We start from the raw sequence: 20,891 nt of genomic DNA, 5'->3' as shown, positions 1-20,891 counted from the left end.
AAGAACGTCATGAACCTGGGCAAGATGCCGCGTCTTTCATGAGGGCTCGCGAGACGCGAGTCTCAGGCGGATACTTTGCGGCGGTAGCGAATGCTGGATGGTGAGCGTCCATAGAGTTCGAGAAAGGTGGCGTTGAACCGACGCACGCTGCCGAAGCCGGCCCGATAGGCAATCTGGACCAATGGTTCATTCGTCTCGTCGATCAGGCGTTTCGCGCGTTGTACACGCCTCGTCTTCGCCACTTGCTGCGGGCTGGCCCCGACGTGCCGTTCGAACAGGCGCGCAAGGTGGCGTGCGCTCACCCCGAGCCGATTGGCCAGTGCAGCAACCGAACCGTCATCCAACGCGCCACCGTCGATCAATTTCAAGGCGCGCACGACGGTTGAGCGCGTGCCATTCCAGGCGGCGCAAAAGGGCGCGGTCTCCGGACGGCAGCGCAGACAAGGCCGGTATCCCGCCGCTTCGGCCGCCGCCGCCGTCGGATAATAAGCCACGTTACGGGTCAACGGCTGCTTCACTGGGCAAACCGGGCGGCAGTAGATTCGCGTGGTCTTCACGGCCGTGAAGAAATGGCCGTCATAGCGCGGATCGCGCCGCAAGCGCGCAGTGTTGCACACCTCAAAACTGAGCATGACTCACTTTAGCGCAGAGTGCGGCCCGAAGAACAGCCGTGAGATGATCAGGTCCGATTCCGGCCAGCGGCGTCGGTACGCCCTTATTATAGAGCAATGCCAGATCCGCTGAACAGAGTTGGAGAAGCAAAATGAACAGCACGAAGTCCAAAGAGGTTGTCATCAACGCCTGGAAGACCTTCAAAAGCCGTGATGCCAAACTGATCGCGGGGCTGTTCACTCCCGATGCCGAATGGATCGCACCGGCCGGAAACGCAACGGCAGTCGCACTCAAGCACACCGACCATATGATCGGGCCGAACCAAATCGCGCACTTCATTGCCTCGCAAATGCATAGTCTGTTCTCGAACGTCGACATCTCGTTTCGAGGCATTCATGCCGACGGCGATACTGTGGTCGTCGAGGAGCGGATGCGAGCCACTCTTCCTGGAGGCAAGCCGTACGAAAATGACTATTGTTTCATTTTCGTCTTGTCGGGCGACCGCCTCAAGCTGGTTCGTGAATACATGGACACCCGGAAGGGCTGGCAGATGATTTTCGAGCCGCTTTAACTCGATCTGCAGGTTGGCCTGGTGCGGAATGTGGTGGAGCGGCTTGCGAAGCGGGGCAGCCGGGTTCGCATTCATTCGCCGTCATCGTCGTCCTGCAGGATCGTTTCCGATAGGAGCTCGGCGGCCTTCTGAAGCGGGGCGATGAAACGGTCGAGTTCGGCGAAGCTCACGCGAGCTGCCGGGACGGAGACGCCCAGGCACGCGATCAGCTCACGCTCCGGCGACAGGATGGGGACGGCACATCCAACCACGCCCTTGACGTACTCCTCGTTGGTCTTGGCCCAGCCGCGCTGACGGGTCTCCTCGAGCACCTTCATCAGGGCGTCGTAGTCTGCGATCGTCGTGTCCGTAAATTTCGTCAGCGTGAGCGCGCGGCACAGCTTCTCGCGCGCTTTCCCCGGCAAGCGGCTCATGTAGATCTTGCCTGTCGACGTGCAGTGCAGCGGCGCCGCTTCGCCCGGATTGAATTGCAATCCCTGTGGCTGCGAGACGCGGACGCTATCGACATAGGCCACCATGTTGTCGCGCACGACGCCGATCTCGCATTGCTCGCCGATTTCGCCGGCGACCGCGCGCAGCACGGCATGCCGGCGCGCGGTGCGGAATGCTGCGCCGATGACCTTGGCGGACAGAGTGACGAGCTGATTGCCGACGACATAGCGCTTGGTCCCGAGCGCCTTCTGAAGCAGGCCGCGTTCCTCAAGATTTCCGATCAACCGATGGGCAGTCGGAAGCGGAAGGCCAAGCGCCTGCGCGATATCGGCGACCGACGCGGCTTTGGTTTGACCGGCGACGTGCCCGACGATCGCAAAGGCGCGATCGAGTGGTCCGTCGGTTCTGGCTGGGTCCATCATTCGCACATCCATTATAATAAATTATCATTTTTCGGAATAAAAACTACTGAAATATGAAAAATATATTAGACGGCTCTTCCTCGTTGCTCATATCGTTGGCGTCGCCGGCCGGTAGAACAGGATTTGTGCAATGCAAACTGGGTCCCAGGGGCGGCGCGCCGAACAGGAGAGTGGGATGTCAGGTCATTACGACGTCGATGCCGTGCGGAAGGAATTCCCGGCTGCCGAGCGGATGACCTATCTCGATTCCGGCTTCCAGGCGCCGCTTGCGCGCCCCGTGAAGGCGGCGATCGACCTCTTTCTCCGTGAAGGCCTCGAGACGGCCGGCCCGAAGAGCGTGTGGCTCGACCGCGTCGAGCAGACGCGCGCCAAGGTCGCGCGATTCCTCGGCGTGTCCGCCGACGAGATCGCCTTCACCAAGAACACCTCGGAAAGCATGAACATCGCCGCGAACGCCCTGCGGCTGCGGGCGGGCGACAATGTCCTGATGGTTCATGGCGATCACCCGAACAATGCATACGCCTTCCTCAACCTGCAACGGCAGGGCGTCGAGGTGCGGTTCGTGCCGATGACCGATGTGGTGGATGCCGCGAGCTTTCGTCCCCACGTCGATGCAAACACCCGCGCGATCTCGATGTCGCATGTGACCTTTCACGCCGGCCACCGCTTCGATATCGAAAGTATCGGTGCCCTGTGCGCGGAGAAGAGCCTCCATTTCATCGTCGATGTGATGCAGGCGATCGGCGTGGTGCCAATCGACGCAAGGGCCATCCGCGCGAGCTTCATCGGATCGGGCAGTCACAAAGGCCTGCTCGTTCCCCAGGGGCTCGGGCTCCTTTATTGGGACAGCACGCTTGCCGAACTCGAGCCCGCTTATCTCGCCGCTGCGAGCCTTGCGGAGATTCCGGCCGACCTCATCGCGCGGCCGGACAAGCTCACGCCGGCTCCGAGCGCCCGTCGCTTCGAGCTCGGCAACTTCAATCTCCCTGCGATCCATGCGCTTGGCGCCTCGCTCGACCTGATCACGCAGATCGGCATCGAGAACATCCAGAACCACTGCTTCGAACTCGGTGATCATCTCATCGCAGAGCTCGATGCGCTCGATATCCGCCTCGTCGGTCCACGCGACCGGAAACACCGCGCGCCGCATATCTACGTCGTCGCACTGCCTGCGGCCGAGTGGCTCGGTTACTTCGAAGACAATGGCGTGCGCGTTTCGCCGGAACGGGACGGCATTCGGGTGTCGTTCGGCATGTTCAACACATCAGCGGACGTCGACCGCCTGATCGAGCTCATCCGCGGGCGCGGCGTCAAGACATCATCCAGGGCCTAGAAGGCGGTGTAGGCCAGAGATCCAGAGAGAGGGTGCAGGACATGAGGAAGTTTGCACGGATGCTGGGGGCTCTGTCGGGCCTTGTGATCGTCACTGCCATGGTCGAGCCGTCGGTCGCGGCTGACAGCCCGACGCTGACCAAGATCAAGTCCGGCGGCGCGATCACGATCGGCTACCGCGAGGCGTCGATCCCGTTCTCTTACCTCGGTCCCGATCAAAAGCCGATCGGCTTCTCGCTCGATCTCTGCGCCGCCATCGTCGAGCGCATCAAGACGGAGCTCAATCTGCCCAATCTTATGGTCAACTATACGCCGGTGAACTCGTCCAACCGCATCCCGCTGATTCAGAGCGGCACCGTCGATATCGAATGCGGCGGAACGGCCAACGACAAGAAGCGGCAGGAGCAGGTGTCATTCTCGGTGACGACCTTCGTCAGCCAGCCGCGCTGGCTGGTCAAGGCCGACAGCGGCCTGAAGGCCGCCGGCGATCTCAAGGGCAAGACGATTGTCGTCACGCAAGGCTCAAACGCGATCGGCTTCGCGCAAGGCGTGAACGCCAAGGAGCAGCTCGGCCTCAACATCGTCCAGGCCAAGGATCACGCGGAATCATTCTTGATGTTGAATACGGGGCGTGCCGCAGCCTTCATGGAAGACGACATCCTTCTCGCGGGCCTCAAGGCTGCAGCACCGAAACCGGATGCGCTGATCTTCCTTCCCGAAGGTTATGCGAGGATCTATTACGGGCTGATGTTCACGAAGGGCGATGCCGGCTTCAAGGCACTCGTCGACGATGTTCTGTCAAAACAGATGGCGTCGGGACAGTTCGAGAAGACCTACACGAAATGGTTCACCAGGCCGATCCCGCCCAAGGGTGAGAATCTCGCGTTTCCGCTCACCGATACGCTGATGGAGCGGATTGCGAATCCCAGCGACGCGGTCGACTGACCGGAAACGCTGCGGGACTCGATCAAGGTCGCCTTCGCTCGCACCGATAACTCTGAGGTTTGCGATGTTCGGAGTGCTTTTTGAACAGACGGCGGATGGCCAGCGCTATATCGACTGGCTTCTCGCAGGCCTCGGCTGGACGCTGGCGCTGGCCTTCTTCGGCTGGTGGATCGCCTTCGCCGTCGGCGTTGTCGTCGGGATCGGCCGTACCGTGCAGAACCGCTTTGTTACGGCACTCGCGCGGCTCTATGTCGAGATATTCCGGAACATTCCCGTCCTGGTGCAGATGTTCCTCTGGTACTTCGTGTTGCCGGAGATTCTTCCGAGCCGGCTCGGCGACGCCATCAAGCAGATCCCGCCGCCCTGGGGATCGTTCTTCCCGGCGCTGGCGTGCCTCGGACTCTACACCGCGGCACGCATTGCCGAGCAGGTGCGCGCGGGCATCGAGGCCTTGCCGAAGGGCCAGACCGAGGCGGCGAGCGCACTCGGTCTTGGCGGATATCTGACCTATCGCCACGTCATCGTCCCGCAGGCGCTGCGACTGATCGTGCCGAGCCTGACCAGCGAGGTCATGGGCATCTACAAGAATACGTCCGTGGCGCTCACGATCGGCCTGATGGAGTTGACTGCGCAGGCGCGGCAGATCAGCGAAGCGACCTTCCAGACCTTCACTGCCTTCGGTGCCGCAACGCTGATCTATCTCGTGCTGGCGCTCGTCGCCTATCAATCGATGATGCTCATCGACAAGGCCGTGCGCATTCCGGGCTCCACCCCGACGAAGGACCCGATCGAGCCGGCCCTGGCGGACGACGTGGAGCCGGGCGCCGCCTTGCCCCGCGGATTGGAGGTCGTGAAATGAACAGTCTCGATTTCTCGATCCTCCTTCAGGCCTGGCCTTATCTCTGGTCGGGACTGCTGTTCTCCCTCGCGCTGACCGCAGCAGCCTTCGTCATCGGCATGATGCTGGGGACCTGCTTTGCCCTTGCGCAGCACCTCGAGGTACCCGTCGTCAGCCAGATCGTGCGCGCCTACATCGCATTGATCCGCTCGGTCCCGCTGATCCTCGTGTTGTTCTGGTTCTTCTTCCTGGTGCCGATCGTGCTCGGGCACCTCTACGGCAATGGCCGCCCGATTCCGATCGGCGCGACCTGGACGGCCTTCATCACTTTTGGACTGTTCGAGGCGGCCTATTATTCGGAGATCATCCGTGTCGGATTGCGCGCGGTGAACAGGGGGCAGTTCGAAGCCTGCCAGGCGCTCGCGCTGTCCACCTTCGATACCTACCGATCCGTGATCCTGCCGCAGGTGATCCGTGTCGCGAGCCCGATCATCCTGAGCCAGACCATCATCCTGTTCCAGGACACTTCGCTCGTTTACGTGCTCTCGCTGACCGATCTCCTCGGCGCGGCCTCGAAGCTCGCGCAGCTCAACGGCCGGCTCGTCGAGATGTATCTCGTGGTCGCGGTGGCCTACCTCGCCATCAGTTCGGCGGCGTCGCAGTGCGTCGCATCGCTCAGGCGGCGATATGCTCTTGGCGGAGCACACCGCTAAAACAGAGAGGAGATGAAGATGCAACAGCAAGGCGCTGTGAGCCCGAGCGATCATTCTTCCGCGATCGTCGTCGTGGAGAAACTGGTGAAGCGGTTCGGCCGCTTCACCGCGCTGAATGATGTCAACCTGACCGTCGCCAAGGGCGAGAAGATCGTTCTATGCGGCCCCTCCGGCTCCGGCAAGTCGACCCTGATCCGCTGCATCAACCACATCGAGAGGCACGACGGCGGCCGGATCGTGGTCGACGGCGTGGAGCTGATGGACCGCATGGCCGACATCAACAGCGTTCGCTGCGAGGTCGGCATGGTGTTCCAGAGTTTTAACCTGTTCCCGCACCTCTCGGTCGTCGAGAACTGCATGCTGGCGCCGATCAAGGTGCGAGGGCTCTCGCGCCCTGAGGCGCACGAGCGTGCGATGAGGCTGCTCAGGAAGGTCCGCATTCACGGTCAGGCGGACAAATATCCCGCACAGCTCTCGGGCGGTCAGCAGCAGCGCGTCGCTATCGCCCGCGCGCTGTGCATGCAGCCGAAGATCATGCTGTTCGACGAGCCGACCTCCGCGCTCGATCCGGAGATGGTGAAGGAGGTGCTGGACACGATGGTGCAGCTCGCAGGCGAAGGCATGACCATGGTGTGCGTGACCCATGAAATGGGCTTTGCCCGCGAGGTCGCCGACCGCGTCGTGTTCATGGACCAGGGCAGCATCGTCGAGGAGGGGGAGCCGGCGAGTTTCTTCCGCTCGCCTCGCACGAAGCGCGCGAAGGACTTTCTCAACCAGATCATCCACTAGAGGGGATGTGAGCGGGGGGCGCCCGCGCCGGGTCTTTCCGGTGCCCTCCGCGCGCCGGCTGACCAGCGCACATACCGGGCCAAACAGGCCTGCGGAAGCGTCAAATTGCGCCTCACGCAATGCAAGAGGCGGCTTTATTCCCGCCATGGATGCTTTAAGGAAGGGCCTATCAGAATTAGGTCGCGGCCCGGCTTGCGGCGCGCGCGACCCTGGTTCAGGCAGAAGGGGCCGGTTGGCGCGCCCGACAGATGAGAAGGATTTGAAGCAATGATCCAAACCGTTGGTATCATCGGGGCTGGCACCATGGGGAACGGCATCGCCCAGGTCTGTGCCGCGGCCGGGCTTTCGGTCGTGATGGTCGATATCTCCGACGCGGCGGTGGGTCGCGGGATTGCGACCGTCGGCGGCAGCCTCGAGCGACTGGTCAAGAAGGAGAAGATTTCGGCGGCCGATCGCGAGGCGACGCTCAAGCGCATCACCGGCACCACCGACCGTGCCAAGTTCGCGGACTGCGACCTCGTCATCGAGGCCGCGACCGAGAACGAGGAGCTCAAGGTCAAGATTCTCAAAGACCTCTGCGTGAGCCTGTCGCCGCGCACGCTGATCGCCACCAACACCTCGTCGATCTCGATCACCAAGCTCGCCGCCGCGACTGATCGTCCCGATCGCTTCATCGGCATGCATTTCTTCAATCCGGTGCCGGTGATGCAGCTTCTGGAGCTGATCCGCGGCTTGCAGACCTCCGACGACACCCACGCCAAGGCACTCGATTTCGCCCAGCGTGTCGGCAAGGTCGCGATCACAGCCAAGAACAGCCCGGGCTTCGCCGTCAACCGCATCCTCTGCCCGATGATCAACGAGGCGATCTTCGCGCTTCAGGAGGGGATCGCGACGGCCGAGGAAATCGACGCCGGCATGAAGCTTGGCTGCAACCACCCGATCGGGCCGCTCGCGCTCGCCGATCTCGTCGGGCTCGACACCATGCTGTCGGTGATGGAGGTCTTCTACAAAGGTTTCAACGACCCGAAATACCGTCCGGCGCCCTTGCTCAAGGAAATGGTCGATGCCGGCCATCTCGGCCGCAAGACCGGCCAAGGCTTCTATACCTATAACGCCTGATAGAGCTTGAGGCCGCGATCGCCGAGGCGGCCAACTCATTTCCGTAACTGGCGGCCGGCTCGAACGGCCGCCAGTTCATCGTCGAAATCTGCACTTTCGTTCCGAAGTTTGTGCTCCAACAAAGAGGGCGTGCCGCTATCCGCTTACCGTCGCCTTGCTCCAGCGAAATCGGGACTGCGGACTGCGATGACTGTCATTGAAATCGATCACTCCCGCACGCGCGCCAAGGCGGGTGCGGCCAGGGTGGACGCGCGCAAGAGAGCCGCAATGGCAACATCGCGCGTGGTGCCGCAAGCCGTTTCAGGACGCATACGGCGGATCAAGTGGGCCATCCTCCTCCTGACGCTCTCGATCTACTACATCACTCCGTTCCTGCGCTGGGACCGCGGGCCGAATGCGCCCGACCAGGCCGTGCTGCTCGACTTCGCGCATGGCCGTCTCTATGCCTTCTTCATCGAGATATGGCCTCAGGACCTCTACCTCGTCACCGGACTGCTGATCCTCGCATCGGTCATCCTGATCCTAGCGAATGCGCTTGCGGGGCGGGTGTGGTGCGGTTTCGCCTGTCCGCAAACGGTTTGGACCGATCTGTTCCTCCTGGTCGAACGCCTCGTTGAAGGCGACAGGCGCGAGCGGCTGAAGAACATGAACGCTCCGCTGACCGTCGCGCGGGCGCTCCAAATCGGCATCAAGCACAGCACCTGGCTGCTGATCTCGCTGATGACTGGCGGCACGCTGATCTTCTATTTCACGGATGCGCCCGACCTCGTTCGCGCATTTACGGGCGGCGACGTCTCCGCGACGGCTCTGACCTGGATCGCCGTCTTCACCGGGACGACCTATGGCCTTGCGGGCTTCGCGCGCGAGCAGGTCTGCACCTTCATGTGTCCCTGGCCGCGGCTGCAGGGCGCGATCTGGGATCCGGAAGCCTTCACGGTCAACTATCGCGACTATCGGGGCGAGCAGCGTATGTCGGCCAAGAAGGCCACGGAACTTCGCGCGCGCGGCGAGGCCGCCGGCGATTGCGTCGATTGCGGCCTGTGCGTCAACGTCTGTCCGATCGGGATCGACATTCGCGAGGGGCCGAATTTCGCCTGCATCAATTGCGGACTCTGCGTCGATGCCTGCGACAGCGTCATGAGAAGGCTCGATCGCCCCCGCGGCCTGATCGATTATGAAAGCTGGCGCAACATCGAGCGGGGTCATCGCGGCGAGGCCCGTGCCTCACGGCTGGTGCGCCCGAAAACCGTCGCGCTCGCGGTGGTCAGCGTCGGATTGGCGGCTGGTCTCGCCGGATTGCTGGCGACCAAGGCAACGGGCGCCATAGCGGTGCTGCACGACCGCGATCCCCTGGCTGTGACCCTGTCCGATGGCTCGGTCAGAAATGCCTACACCGTCAAGCTTCTCAACAAGGCAAGCGTCGCCCACCACTACACTTTGACGATAAAAGGCATAGATGCGAGCCTGAGCATCGTTGGTCACGACGATGGAACTCCCATCAGCGTCGAAGCGGATGGCTCGGAATCGCTGCGGGTCACCCTGACCACGGCGAATCCGAAGGACGCCGATGTGGTTTTCACCGCCAGCGACGAGATCGGAGGGTCGGTGCTATCGACCGCCGACAAGTTCGTGGCTCGCTGAAGGGCATGGAATAAGAAGACTTGGAATAAGAAGACTTGGAACACGAGGACTTGGAACAACGCGAATGGATGCCGAGAACGAGATGCCTGACCGGATGACGATCGATCGCAAGGCGGCGGCGGAACGGCGCAGCCTGCTTGCCCAGGACGTGATGGAGCGAACCGGGATCAACGAGGCGATGATCGGGGAACTGGTCGCGCGGTTTTATGGCCGCGTGCGCGAGGATGCGTTGCTCGGTCCGGTGTTCGCGATCGTGAAGAATTGGGACGAGCATCTTTCCAAGCTGCGCGATTTCTGGTCGTCGGTAGTGCTGACCACCGGGCGCTATCACGGCCAGCCGATGCGAGCGCATCTTCCGCTCAGCCTGATCGGCGATCATTTCGATCGCTGGCTCGATCTGTTCGAGCAGACCGCGCGTGAGGTCTGTCCACCGGCCGCGGCGGCTTTGTTCATCGACAAGGCGCGGCGCATTGCCGACAGCTTTGAAATGGCGGCAGCGACGCAAAGCGGGCGCATGTTCACGCCGCGGCACATGCTGCGCTCTTGAAAATGATATGCCTGCCTGACAAACGTGCAGCCATCTTGAATTGAATCTGCAACGCGCGACGCGATGGCGCGTCGCACCAATTCCAACATGTTCGGTCTGATCTGCAAAATGATCATGCCCGATCGTGCATCTTGACATTGCGATCGCAAAACGCCTGTGAATGCGCATTTTTGCATTCAATCAAAGCGAGCATCATGAGAATGATGCACTGCGGCGCAAATTCTTCGCCTTCTTTTTGGCAGAGTCCCAGCGCCTGCTGGCGTGCATGACGCATTCAACGCACACCACGTCGTCTCTACCCTCCGCCAACATTGAGGAACCTGAAGCCTGCGTCTGTGCGGCGCAGACGCGACGAACGCTGTTGATCGGTGCACTTGCCACCTCGGCTTGCCTTGCTGGCTCCGGGCGCGGCGCGGCGGGCGAAGATCCGCCGGGCGCAGACGAGCGGCCGCAGAAGGGCGATGTGCTGGTGTTCTCCGAAGGCGATCACGAAGGCAAGCTCGTCACGCCCGCCGATCTGCCGCTTGGCGGCCCGCCGGGGCATGCCTGGCCGAAGGATCCCAAGACATCGGTGGTGCGCAGCGCCTCGCGCCTCAACGAGATCCTGATCATCCGGCTCGATCCCGCCGAGCTCGACGATCAGACGCGCGCGCGTGCGCAGGACGGCATCGTCGCCTATTCGGCGATCTGCTCCCATGCCGGCTGTCCCGTCACCGCCTGGGTCAAGAGCGATGTCGGCGACAAGGAGGTGTTCAAGTGCATGTGCCACAATTCCGAATACGATCCGCGACAGGGCGCGCAGGTCGTGTTCGGGCCAGCGCCGCGACGGCTTGCAGCGCTGCCGCTGGCACTCACTGACGGCGCGCTCAGCGTCGCCGGCAATTTCATCGGAAAGGTAGGTGGCCAGCAGCCAGGGTGATCAGCCGCGGGTCGCGCCCGCGCGCCAGAAGCGGTCGCGCCCGCAGGCGTGCGGGCGAGGAGACAAACAAACTTCAAGAATTCAAGCAGCAAGAATTCAAAAGGGGAAACGTCCATGACCAGAAAACAATGGTTGTTGTCCGGCTTCGTCGCCTTCACCTGCATCGTCTCGACCTCCGCGGGCGCCGGTCCGATCGAGAGTTACACGCCAGTCACGTCGCAGCGTCTGGAAAATCCGGAACCCGGCAACTGGATGCTGTATCGCCGAACTTATGACGGGCAGGGCTATAGCCCGCTCGACCAGATCAATACCAGCAACGTCAAGGATCTCACGCCGGTCTGGACTTTCGCCACCGGCGTGATCGAAGGCCATGAGGCGCCGCCGATCGTCAATAACGGCGTGATGTTCGTGGCGACTCCGATGGGGCAGGTGATCGCGCTGAACGCCAAGACCGGCGACGAATACTGGCGCTACAAGCGGCAGCTCCCTGACGACCTGTTCCAGCTGCATCCGACCAGCCGCGGCGTCGGCCTGTGGGACGACAAGCTTTATCTCGCCACCACCGACGACCACGTCGTTGCGCTCGACGCCAAGACCGGCAAGGTGGTCTGGGATACGAAGGTGCAAGACTACAAGAAGGGCCAGTACATGACCCTGATGCCGCTCGTCGTCGACGGCAGGGTCATCGTCGGCGGCTCCGGCGGCGAGCTCGGCGTGCGCGGTTACGTCGCTGCATTCGACGCCAAGGACGGCAAGGAATTATGGCGCACCTTCACCATTCCAGGTGAGGGCGAACCCGGTCACGACACCTGGCAAGGCGACGACTGGAAGACCGGTGGCGGCTCGGCCTGGATGACCGGCACCTACGACAAGGACTTGAAGACGATCTATTGGGGTGTCGGCAACGCCGCGCCATGGCCAGGCGACAGCCATCCCGGCGATAATCTCTACACCTCGTCGGTGATCGCGCTCGATCCCGCCAACGGCAAGATCAAGACCTATCACCAGTATCACCAGAATGACTCCTGGGACTGGGACGAGGTCGACGCGCCGATGCTGGTCGATCTGCAACGCAACGGCCGCTCGATCAAGAGTCTGATCCATCCGGGACGTGATGCGATCTTCTGGGTGCTCGAGCGCACACCGACCAAGATCAACTACGTCGCTGGCTGGCCGTTCGTCTCCACCGACGTCTGGAAGGGCATCGATGCCGAGAGCGGCCGGCCGATCGTCGATCCCGCGCATAAGCCGGTGATCGGCAAACGCGTCGAGTTCTGCCCGTCGCTGTGGGGCGGCAAGGACTGGCCTTCGGCGGCCTACAGCCAGAAGACCGGCCTCGTCTACGTTCCCGCCAATGAAAACTTCTGCGGCGGCTTCACTGGCGAGAAGGTGGCGCTCAAGCCCGGCGAGCTCTGGCTCGGCACCAAGCCGGAAGATATTGGCCTGAAGGCGAAGCCCGGTGCGGATCATTTCGGCGAGCTCCAGGCCTGGGATCCCGCGACCGGCAAGAAGCTGTGGCAGCACGACTTCCCGAAGTCGCAGCTGTTCGGCTCGGTGACGGCGACCGCGGGCGATCTCGTCTTCGCTGGTGGCACCAACGACCGCTACTTCCGCGCCTTCGACGCCAAGACCGGCGAGCTGCTATGGCAGCAGAAGACCAACTCCGGCATCATGGGCATGCCGATCTCCTACGAGATCGACGGCACGCAATATGTCGCGATCCAGTCCGGCTGGGGCGTCGACGCGCAACGCATCCAGGATGCGCTTGCGACCAACAACAGCGGCATTGAGGCCAACGTGCCGCAGGGCGGCGTGATCTGGGTGTTCGCGCTGAAGAAATAGGGCGGACTGACCCCGAGCAGCGCGGCCAGGGGGGCAACGAATGCGGCGGACGAAACGTCCGCCGCATTCTGCTTGTTGAGCTGTGAGGCGGGCTTACTTGCCCTCGCGCTCGACCTTGCCCTTCTCCTTCGCGTTCATCTCCTTGACCTTCGGGTCCTGACTGGACTGCCCCGTGGTCTGGTTGGTCGAAGCGGGGGGAGCATTGCTCGGCAGCGAGGTCTGGTCCGGCGTCGAGGGACGCGTCGCGGTGGCCGGAGGCGTCGTGTTGCCCTGTGCCTGACTTTGGGCCTGTGCGGTCAAAAGAAAGGCGCCCGACAGCACCAAGACTGCGAGCGCCCGTGAGGTGATGTCCATCGATCTCTCCTGTCGGATCGATGGCAACGGCGAACTGTCGCCTAACGTTCCCTCATCACGCCTCCAATTGCTTGCCGATCGGCAGGGAGCGGATGCGCTTGCCGGTTGCAGCGAAGATCGCGTTGATCAGCGCCGGCGCGAATGGCGGAACGCCGGGCTCGCCGACGCCGCTCGGCGGCGTGTCGGGCCCCGGGGCCACGATATGGACGTTGGTCACCAGCGGAGATTCGTCCATCCGGACCACAGGGAAGTCGTCATAGTTCTTCTGCTGGACCTTGCCGTCCCTGAAGGTGATCTCGCCGTACTTGGCGAGGCTCAGGCCCATGATCGCGGCGCCCTCGATCTGCGACTGGATGCGCTCGGGATTGACGAAGGTGCCGCAGTCGATGGCGGTGTCGACCCGCGGGATCGTCAGCTTGCCCTTGTCGTCGACGGCCGCTTCCACGATCGTCGCGATGTAGCTGACGAAGCTGCGGTGCACGGCGATGCCGAGGCCATGGCCCTTCGGCACCTGGCGGCCCCATTCGCCCTTCTCGGCCACCAGCTCGACCACCTTGCGCAGGCGCGCGGTGTCGATCGGATAGCTGTCGTAGGGCTCGCCATAGTTCCAGAGGTCCTTCACCGAGGCGAGCTTGACGATGCGGGGCGAGCCGATCATCTCGAGCAGCATGTCCTTCTGATCGCGGCCGGTGGCCTGCGCGATCTCGCCGACCATCGACTGCACCGCGAAGGCGCGCGGGATATTGGAGACCGAGCGGAACCAGCCGATCCTGGTATGGGCGGCCGCTTCCGGATTCTCGCAGGAGATGTTGGCGATCTCGAAGGGCATGTCGACGAGGCCCATGCCGAGTTCGAACGAGGCCTGATGCACGGTGCCCGCCGCGAATGTCGAGGCGATGCTGGGCGCAACGCTGCGGTGGCGCCAGGCGATCACCTTGCCGCTCTTGTCGAGGCCGGCCTCGATGCGCTCGACCGAGACGGTGTGCAGGAAGCCGTTGTGGAGATCATCCTCGCGCGTCCACTGCACCTTCACGGGCGCGCCGAGCTCCTTGGAGAGCAGGGCGGCCTCGAGCGCATAGTCGCATTTCGACTTGCGGCCAAAGCCGCCGCCGAGCAGCGTTACGTTCACGGTCACGTTCTGCTCGGGGATGCCGAGCGTCTTGGCGACGTCCTCGCGGGTACCGCCGGGGCTCTGCACCGGCGCCCAGATCTCCGCCTTGTCGCCCTTGACGTCGGCAACAGCCACCGGCGGCTCCATGCTGACATGGGCGAGGTGAGGGATGTAGTACTCGCCGACGATCACCTTGTCGGCGCTCTTGAGCGCGGCATCCGCATCGCCCTCGTTGCGCACGACGAGGCCTGGTTTGCGCGCGGCCTCCTCGAGCTCCTTGCGGTAGGCGACCGACTCGTAGTTGCCGTTCGGCCCGTCATCCCAGACGAGCTTCAGCGCATCGCGACCCTTGATCGCAGCGCCCGTATTGCGGGCGATCACGGCCACACCGCCGAGGGGCTGGAATTTCGACGGCCACGGCCAGCCGCGCACCTGCATCACCTTCTCGACGCCCGAGACCTTCATCGCGTCGGCCGGGTCGAAGGAGACCAGCTTGCCGCCGGTCACCGGCGGACGCGCAATGACGGCGTATTTCATGCCGGGCAGCCGCACGTCGGCGCCGTAGCCTGCCTTCCCCGTGGTGATGTCGTGGAGGTCAACGATGCCGATCTGGCCCTTGGTGAGATAACGGAAATCCTTGGGGTCTTTCAGCTTGAGGCTGTCGACGCTCGGCAAGGATTCCTTGGCTGCGTCGGCTGCGAGCTCGCCGAAGCCGAGCTTGCGTCCGCTCGCGCTGTGAACGACCTCGTGATTGGCCGCTTTCACTTCCGTCGCCGGCACGCCCCAGCGCTTGGCTGCGGCCTGCTCCAGCATGATGCGCGCAGAGGCGCCGATCTGGCGCATCGGGATCAGATAGTGTCGCGTGCTGCGAGAGCCGTCGGTGTCCTGGTTGCCGAACTTGACCTCGTCGCCATGGGCCTGCTGGACCTTCACCCTCGACCAGTCGGCTTCCATCTCTTCGGCGACGATCAGCGGCAGGCTGGTGCGCACGCCGGTGCCCATTTCCGAGCGGTGCGCGACGATGGTGACGATGCCGTCGGGAGCGACCGCGACGAACACGCGCGGGTCGACCACGACGCCGTGCGGCATCTTCCCGGCGCCGGTCTCATAGGCGAACGCCTGGTGCGACATCACGGGCGCGGCGAGCACGAAGCCGCCGGTGACGCCCAGTCCCTTCAGGATGCTGCGGCGGGAAACCTTCTCGATCCTGACGTGCTTCTCGAAGCCACGAAGCTTCTTTGGGTTGTCGATGAAATTCATGGTCACACCCCCGTCGATGCGAGATGGACGGCATTCTCGATGCGCTGGTAGCAGCCGCAGCGGCAGATGTTCCCCGCCATCGCCTCGCGGATCTGGTCGTGTGACGGCTTGGGATTGTCCATCAGCAGGGCCGCGGCCTGCATGATCTGGCCGGCCTGGCAGAAGCCGCATTGGGGAACATTGACCTGGCGCCACGCTTTCTGCACGGGATGATCGCCGTTCGGATGCAGGCCTTCGATGGTCGTGACCTCGCGACCCGCAACGTCGTTGACCGAAGTGATGCAGGCGCGCACCGCTTCCTTGTCGACGATGACGGTGCAGGCGCCGCACAGCGCCTGGCCGCAGCCGAATTTGGTGCCGGTCAGCCCGACTTCGTCGCGGAGAAACCAGAGCAGCGGAAGATCCGGGTCGCCATCCCAGCTTTGTTCCTGGCCGTTGATTTTTATCTTGATCATGATCGTTTCTCGCTCTTCTTAAGCCAATGATCCGATGGGCGTGATTGATTGGTGTGGCGGCGTCCGCATCCCCTGCTTCCGCAAGCCCAAGCAACTCCCGGGGCGGAGGGGATGACGACGGGCGATGTCTGGAATGTGCTCGATACCTCCCGGTTGATTCTTTTTTGATGATTTTCGCGCGGCATCGTGACGGGCGTGATGCTAGCAGAAACCGGACACCGCGGACATCACAGCCGCTTGTGTTCGCGACCAGATTGCATCTGCGATTTGTCAAAAGGTGGGCGCGATCCGTCGCTTGCCCCTTGCGCGGTGCGGCAGAGCATCATTGCGACCGACATAAAAAAGCTTCGTCCGGCGGGACAGCGCGGACGAAGCAGGAGACCTCAGTCGAGGGAGGGAAAACGCAGGGACACAAGCTTTGCGAGCTGGCGACGCTGCGGAGTGTACAAATCTCGATGCTGAGGGAACCCACCGCCTCACGAGCACATGGGCGGCAATGCCGGCCATCTGGTTCGCGCCCGATCCGAAAGGACCCGACCGGCTCGCTGGGTTCAGGACCAGCGAGCCGAAAGGTAGAAAGAACGAACGCGTTGCCTCAGGCAGCCGCTAAGCAGCTTTGGACCTAAGCAGCTTTGGCCTTCGCGACATGGGTCGCGATCGCGTCCATCAGCGCCGGTGACAGGCAGTCATAGGGCTCAAGCCCGATTTCCTTCAGCCGTGAACGGATGTCGGCCATCTGCTCCGGCTTCACGCCCGATTCGATCACCGAGGAGACGAAGGCAGCAAATTGCGGCGCCTGCGAGCCCTGCTCCTGGAACAGCTCGGGATGGATGAAGTCGAGGCCGTAGAACGGGTGGCCCTTGTTCTCGATGCGGCCGTACATGTGCGTGCCGCAGGCCTTGCAGGCGTGGCGCTGGATCACCGCCGACGGATCGACGATCTCCAGCTTGTCGCCGTTCTCGAGCACGGTGACGTTCTGGCGCGGCACCACGGCGACGACGGAGAACGTCGCACCCTGCGGCTTCCAGCACTTCGTGCAGCCGCAGGCGTGGTTGTGGGCCACGTCGCCCTTGATGCCGACCTTGACCGGGTGGTCCTTGCATTTGCAGACCAGCGTGCCACCGGCAAAGCTGCCGCTGCCCTGTTTGAGGCCATTGTCGATCGAGGGATGGAGAGCAACAGTCATGGGACGATCCTCCTTGTGGGTGATGGTTCTGGTTTAGTAGACGACGACCGAGCGGATCGATTTGCCCTCGTGCATCAGGTCGAAGCCCTTGTTGATGTCTTCGAGCTTCAGCACGTGGGTGATCATGGGATCGATCTGAATCTTTCCGTTCATGTACCAGTCGACGATCTTGGGCACGTCGGTGCGGCCCCGCGCGCCGCCGAACGCGGTGCCTCTCCAGTTCCGCCCGGTGACGAGTTGGAACGGGCGGGTGGCGATCTCCTTGCCGGCTTCCGCAACGCCGATGATGATCGATGTTCCCCACCCGCGATGACAGCATTCCAGGGCTTGGCGCATCACCGTGGTGTTGCCGGTACAGTCGAAGGTGTAGTCGGCGCCGCCATCGGTCAGCGTCACCAGGTGCTGGACGATGTCGCCGGTCACCTTCTTGGGGTTGACGAAGTGCGTCATGCCGAACTTGCGGCCCCAATCCTCCTTGGAGTCGTTGATGTCGACGCCGATGATCTTGTCGGCGCCGGCCATCTTGGCGCCCTGGATGACGTTGAGGCCGATGCCGCCGAGGCCGAACACCACGACGTTGGAACCCGGTGTGACCTTGGCGGTGTTGACGACGGCGCCGACACCGGTCGTGACGCCGCAGCCGATGTAGCAGCTCTTGTCGAAGGGGGCATCCTCACGGATCTTGGCGACTGCGATCTCCGGCAGCACCGTGAAGTTCGAGAAGGTCGAGCAGCCCATATAGTGGTAGATCGGCTTGCCTTTGTAGGAGAAGCGGCTGGTGCCGTCGGGCATCACGCCCTTGCCTTGCGTCGCGCGGATCGCGGTGCAGAGGTTGGTCTTTCCGCTCAGGCAGCTTTTGCACTGCCGGCATTCCGGCGTGTAGAGCGGGATGACGTGATCGCCAGGCTTCACCGAGGTCACGCCTGCGCCGATCTCGCGGATGATGCCGGCGCCCTCGTGGCCCAAGATCGAGGGAAAGATTCCTTCGCTGTCAAAACCGTCGAGCGTGTAGGCGTCGGTGTGGCAGATTCCGGTCGCCTTGATCTCGACCAGAACTTCGCCGGCCTTCGGTCCCTCCAGGTCGACCTCGACGATTTCAAGCGGTTTTTTCGCTTCGAAAGCGACCGCGGCACGTGTCTTCATCGTAAGCTCCTCAAATTCTCTCCCGGAGACGCCAAGACGTCGTCTCGACCGTGCTCCAATCGTTCATTTCCTGCCCATGCAGGAGTCTTCGGCCTTTGTATAGGCCTCCTTCTTGTCCTCATGCTTGCCCGGCCGCGCGCGGCCCCAGGCTTCGTTGGAGCGGGCCCGCAGATAGACGTAGAGATCGTCCATGTAGCAGGCCACGTTCGGATTATCGCCGAAGGCCGGCATCACGTTCTCCTGCGCGGTCGAGACGTTCTTGCGGCCTGAGGCGACGACGCCGAGGAAGTCGGCGTAGCTCATGGTCTTCAGGGAGTCCTTCAACGCCGGAGCGTAGGTCGATCCCATTCCGTCCGGACCATGACAGACATGGCAGTCCGAGTGATAGCGGCGGTATCCGGAATAGGTGTACCAGTCTACGGATCCGTCGGCTGAAACCTTATAGGTCGGATTTCCTTCCTTATCGAGCCACTCACCATTTTCATTTTGCTTGACGGCGCCCGGGTCGCCCGAGCCATCCGCGAATGCAATTCCTCCGGACGCGACGAAGATCATCGCAACTATAACAGAGCAGATTCTACGCAAGAGATTTTTCCCTCGACAGCGCGCGGTGGAGACGAGCCGGCGCGTGGAGTTGATCCACGCGCCGGGACGATACGAGGTCGAGGCTAGTTCGGCAGCGAGAACACGGTCAGCGTACCGCCGAGCGCCGTGTAGTTCGACAGAGCCGCGTAGCCGCCGACTGCGCCGAGACCGGCGGTCGGATCGGTCAGGCCTGCCGCCAGGCCGATGCCGGCCCAGCCGCCCACGCCGGAGAGGACTGCGACGTACTGCTTGCCGCCGTTCTCATAGGTCGTGACGTTGCCGATGATGCCGGAAGGGGTCTTGAACTTGTAGAGCTCCTTGCCGGTCTTGGCGTCGACCGCCTTCAGGTAGCCTTCGAGCGTGCCGTAGAACACCACGCCGCCGGCGGTTGCGAGCGCACCCGACCAGACCGAGAACTGCTCCTTGTTCGACCACACGATCTTGCCGGTCTTGCCGTCCCAGGCGATGAAGTTGCCCATGTTGGTCTCGCCCTGCGGCGGATACATCGAGAGCGTCGCGCCCACATAGGGCTGGCCCGCGGTGTAGCTGACCTTGAACGGTTCGTAGTCCATGCAGACGTGGTTGGTCGGAACGTAGAACAGCTGCGTGTCCGGCGAGTAGGCTGCCGGCTGCTCGTCCTTGGTGCCGAGCGCGGCCGGGCAGATGCCCTTCACGTTGACGTCCTCGCCGGCTTTGTCGGTCGACGCGGCGTCAAGAACCTTCGGACGGCCGTAGGTCGGGGAGTTCTTGTCCATGTCGACGCCGGAGGTCCAGTTCACCTTCGGATCGTACTTTTCGGCGACCAGCAATTCGCCCGTGGCACGGTCGAGCGTATAGCCAAGACCGTTACGATCGAAATGCGTCAGCAGCTTGCGCGGCTGGCCGCTGATCTGCTGATCCGAGAGGATCATCTCGTTGACGCCGTCATAGTCCCACTCGTCGTGAGGCGTCATCTGGTAAACCCACTTGGCAACGCCGGTATCTGGATTACGAGCCCAGATCGTCATCGACCATTTGTTGTCGCCGGGACGCTGCTTCGGGTTCCAGGTCGAGGGATTACCCGATCCGTAATAGATCAGGTTGAGCTCGGGATCGTAGGAGATCCAGCCCCATGTCGCGCCGCCGCCGATCTTCCATTGATCGCCTTGCCAGGTCTTGAGGCTGGAGTCCTTGCCCACCGGCTTGCCGAGCGCAGTGGTCTTGTCGTCGACCAGAATCTGGTCATCCGGCCCTTCCGAATACCCACGCCAAGCCAGCTTGCCGGTCTTGATGTCGTAGGCGGTCATATGGGCTTGAACGCCGAATTCGCCGCCGGAGATGCCGATCAGCACCTTGTCCTTGACGACCATCGGCGCCGAGGTGCCTGTCTCGCCCTTTGCGGGATCGCCATTCTTCGCGGTCCAGGCAACCTGACCGGTCTTGGCATCGAGCGCGACCAGCGTGGTGTCGGCTTGATGCAGGAAGATCTTGCCGTCGCCATAGGCCAAGCCGCGGTTGACCGTGTCGCAGCACATCACCGGGATGACGTTCGGATCCTGCTTCGGCTCGTACTTCCAGATGATCTTGTTCTCGTTGGAAAGGTCAAGGGCGTAGACCTTGTTCGGGAACGGCGTGTGGACGAACATCGTGTTGCCGATGATGAGCGGTCCACCTTCATGGCCGCGCAGCACGCCGGTGGAGAAGGTCCATGCGACCTGCAGCTTGCCGACGTTCTGCGCGTTGATCTGATTGAGCTTGGAATAGCGGGAATTGGCGTAATCGCCCGTGGGCATCACCCAGTCTTTCGCGTTTTGCGACATCTTGTTCAGCTCGTCATTGGCTGAAGCGCTGCCGACGGCCAGAGCCGCGGCAGAGCCAAGAAACGTCGCTAGTAGCACCTTGCGCATAGTCATTCCTCCTAGGTCTCGTTTATTGTTTCCGAAGCATTGCGTACCGCTGGGCACTGAGGTCCAGCGTCTGCTCGTGCAGGGCGGTCACGATTGGGACCAGAAACGATGCTGTGCTGTTTCCTCCTCCTGGATATGAGCCACAGGTCCGCTTTCACGTGCGGCCCGTTTCTTGTTGTTCCTGGCACA

At 62.6% G+C, this 20,891-nt stretch carries 21 protein-coding genes; 11 read left to right on the top strand and 10 right to left on the bottom strand.

The annotated features are described in order from the left end of the window. Positions 1-62: 62 nt before the first annotated feature. A complete protein-coding gene (locus SO140_RS29940) occupies positions 63-632 on the bottom strand; it encodes a bifunctional transcriptional activator/DNA repair enzyme AdaA (protein WP_449383468.1) in 570 nt (189 codons plus the stop codon). A 131-nt stretch (positions 633-763) separates the two neighbouring features. Between SO140_RS29940 and SO140_RS29935 the strand changes: the two genes are divergently transcribed. Then, positions 764-1,183 (top strand): nuclear transport factor 2 family protein, encoded by a 420-nt coding sequence (locus SO140_RS29935; protein ID WP_474798247.1) that lies wholly within the window; start codon positions 764-766, stop codon positions 1,181-1,183. 71 nt (positions 1,184-1,254) lie between these two features. Here SO140_RS29935 and SO140_RS29930 read toward each other — a convergent pair whose 3' ends face one another. Continuing rightward, positions 1,255-2,034 carry an IclR family transcriptional regulator gene (locus SO140_RS29930; protein ID WP_474798289.1) on the bottom strand — a complete coding sequence of 260 codons (780 nt, stop codon included), beginning with the start codon at positions 2,032-2,034 and terminating at the stop codon, positions 1,255-1,257. A gap of 178 nt (positions 2,035-2,212) precedes the next feature. Between SO140_RS29930 and SO140_RS29925 the strand changes: the two genes are divergently transcribed. From SO140_RS29925 to SO140_RS29890, 8 genes are all read left to right on the top strand, one after another. Further along, entirely contained in the window at positions 2,213-3,370 is a 1,158-nt protein-coding gene (locus tag SO140_RS29925) for an aminotransferase class V-fold PLP-dependent enzyme (RefSeq protein WP_474798249.1), read from the top strand. A gap of 41 nt (positions 3,371-3,411) precedes the next feature. Then, on the top strand, positions 3,412-4,314 hold the full coding sequence (locus SO140_RS29920) for an amino acid ABC transporter substrate-binding protein (protein ID WP_449383471.1): 903 nt from the start codon (positions 3,412-3,414) through the stop codon (positions 4,312-4,314). Positions 4,315-4,378: 64 nt separating this feature from the next. Continuing rightward, complete coding sequence (locus tag SO140_RS29915; RefSeq protein WP_449383472.1) at positions 4,379-5,173, top strand: amino acid ABC transporter permease; 795 nt, start codon at positions 4,379-4,381, stop codon at positions 5,171-5,173. Continuing rightward, entirely contained in the window at positions 5,170-5,865 is a 696-nt protein-coding gene (locus tag SO140_RS29910; protein ID WP_449383473.1) for an amino acid ABC transporter permease, read from the top strand. Before SO140_RS29915 ends, SO140_RS29910 begins: the two co-directional genes overlap by 4 nt. Before the next feature lie 18 nt (positions 5,866-5,883). Continuing rightward, on the top strand, positions 5,884-6,654 hold the full coding sequence (locus SO140_RS29905) for an amino acid ABC transporter ATP-binding protein (RefSeq protein WP_449383474.1): 771 nt from the start codon (positions 5,884-5,886) through the stop codon (positions 6,652-6,654). Positions 6,655-6,921: 267 nt separating this feature from the next. Then, a complete protein-coding gene (locus SO140_RS29900) occupies positions 6,922-7,773 on the top strand; it encodes a 3-hydroxybutyryl-CoA dehydrogenase (protein WP_449383475.1) in 852 nt (283 codons plus the stop codon). Between the two features lie 186 nt (positions 7,774-7,959). Further along, the gene (ccoG, locus tag SO140_RS29895) at positions 7,960-9,414 is read left to right on the top strand and encodes a cytochrome c oxidase accessory protein CcoG (RefSeq protein WP_449383476.1); all 1,455 of its coding nucleotides are present in this window, start codon (positions 7,960-7,962) and stop codon (positions 9,412-9,414) included. A gap of 151 nt (positions 9,415-9,565) precedes the next feature. After that, complete coding sequence (locus SO140_RS29890; protein ID WP_449383488.1) at positions 9,566-9,961, top strand: group III truncated hemoglobin; 396 nt, start codon at positions 9,566-9,568, stop codon at positions 9,959-9,961. A gap of 112 nt (positions 9,962-10,073) precedes the next feature. Here the strand turns inward: SO140_RS29890 and SO140_RS29885 are convergent, their stop codons facing one another. Continuing rightward, positions 10,074-10,235, bottom strand: coding sequence for a hypothetical protein (locus tag SO140_RS29885; protein WP_449383477.1), 162 nt, complete (start codon positions 10,233-10,235; stop codon positions 10,074-10,076). Between SO140_RS29885 and SO140_RS29880 the strand changes: the two genes are divergently transcribed. Together SO140_RS29880 and SO140_RS29875 are read left to right on the top strand one after the other, a co-directional pair. Next, positions 10,227-10,880, top strand: coding sequence for a QcrA and Rieske domain-containing protein (locus SO140_RS29880; RefSeq protein WP_449383478.1), 654 nt, complete (start codon positions 10,227-10,229; stop codon positions 10,878-10,880). The genes SO140_RS29885 and SO140_RS29880 overlap by 9 nt on opposite strands. A 114-nt stretch (positions 10,881-10,994) precedes the next feature. Continuing rightward, the gene (locus SO140_RS29875) at positions 10,995-12,722 is read left to right on the top strand and encodes a methanol/ethanol family PQQ-dependent dehydrogenase (RefSeq protein WP_474798254.1); all 1,728 of its coding nucleotides are present in this window, start codon (positions 10,995-10,997) and stop codon (positions 12,720-12,722) included. Positions 12,723-12,815: 93 nt separating this feature from the next. Here the strand turns inward: SO140_RS29875 and SO140_RS29870 are convergent, their stop codons facing one another. From SO140_RS29870 to xoxF5, 7 genes are all read right to left on the bottom strand, one after another. After that, on the bottom strand, positions 12,816-13,076 hold the full coding sequence (locus tag SO140_RS29870) for a hypothetical protein (RefSeq protein ID WP_449383480.1): 261 nt from the start codon (positions 13,074-13,076) through the stop codon (positions 12,816-12,818). A gap of 55 nt (positions 13,077-13,131) precedes the next feature. Further along, complete coding sequence (locus SO140_RS29865; RefSeq protein WP_474798256.1) at positions 13,132-15,447, bottom strand: xanthine dehydrogenase family protein molybdopterin-binding subunit; 2,316 nt, start codon at positions 15,445-15,447, stop codon at positions 13,132-13,134. Between the two features lie 2 nt (positions 15,448-15,449). Continuing rightward, on the bottom strand, positions 15,450-15,902 hold the full coding sequence (locus tag SO140_RS29860) for a (2Fe-2S)-binding protein (RefSeq protein WP_449383482.1): 453 nt from the start codon (positions 15,900-15,902) through the stop codon (positions 15,450-15,452). A gap of 622 nt (positions 15,903-16,524) precedes the next feature. Further along, positions 16,525-17,088: an S-(hydroxymethyl)glutathione synthase gene (gene gfa / locus SO140_RS29855; protein WP_449383483.1), complete on the bottom strand. Its 564-nt coding sequence runs from the start codon at positions 17,086-17,088 to the stop codon at positions 16,525-16,527. Positions 17,089-17,121: 33 nt separating this feature from the next. Beyond that, positions 17,122-18,231 carry an S-(hydroxymethyl)glutathione dehydrogenase/class III alcohol dehydrogenase gene (locus SO140_RS29850; protein WP_449383484.1) on the bottom strand — a complete coding sequence of 370 codons (1,110 nt, stop codon included), beginning with the start codon at positions 18,229-18,231 and terminating at the stop codon, positions 17,122-17,124. A 63-nt stretch (positions 18,232-18,294) separates the two neighbouring features. Further along, the gene (locus SO140_RS29845; protein ID WP_449383489.1) at positions 18,295-18,786 is read right to left on the bottom strand and encodes a c-type cytochrome, methanol metabolism-related; all 492 of its coding nucleotides are present in this window, start codon (positions 18,784-18,786) and stop codon (positions 18,295-18,297) included. 113 nt (positions 18,787-18,899) lie between these two features. Beyond that, on the bottom strand, positions 18,900-20,702 hold the full coding sequence (xoxF5, locus tag SO140_RS29840) for a lanthanide-dependent methanol dehydrogenase XoxF5 (RefSeq protein ID WP_474798292.1): 1,803 nt from the start codon (positions 20,700-20,702) through the stop codon (positions 18,900-18,902). Between the last annotated feature and the right edge of the window lie 189 nt (positions 20,703-20,891).

This window comes from Bradyrhizobium sp. UFLA05-108 (assembly GCF_059803455.1).
Note: the sequence above shows the minus strand (reverse complement) of the source record. Positions and strands in the feature narration are given on the sequence as shown.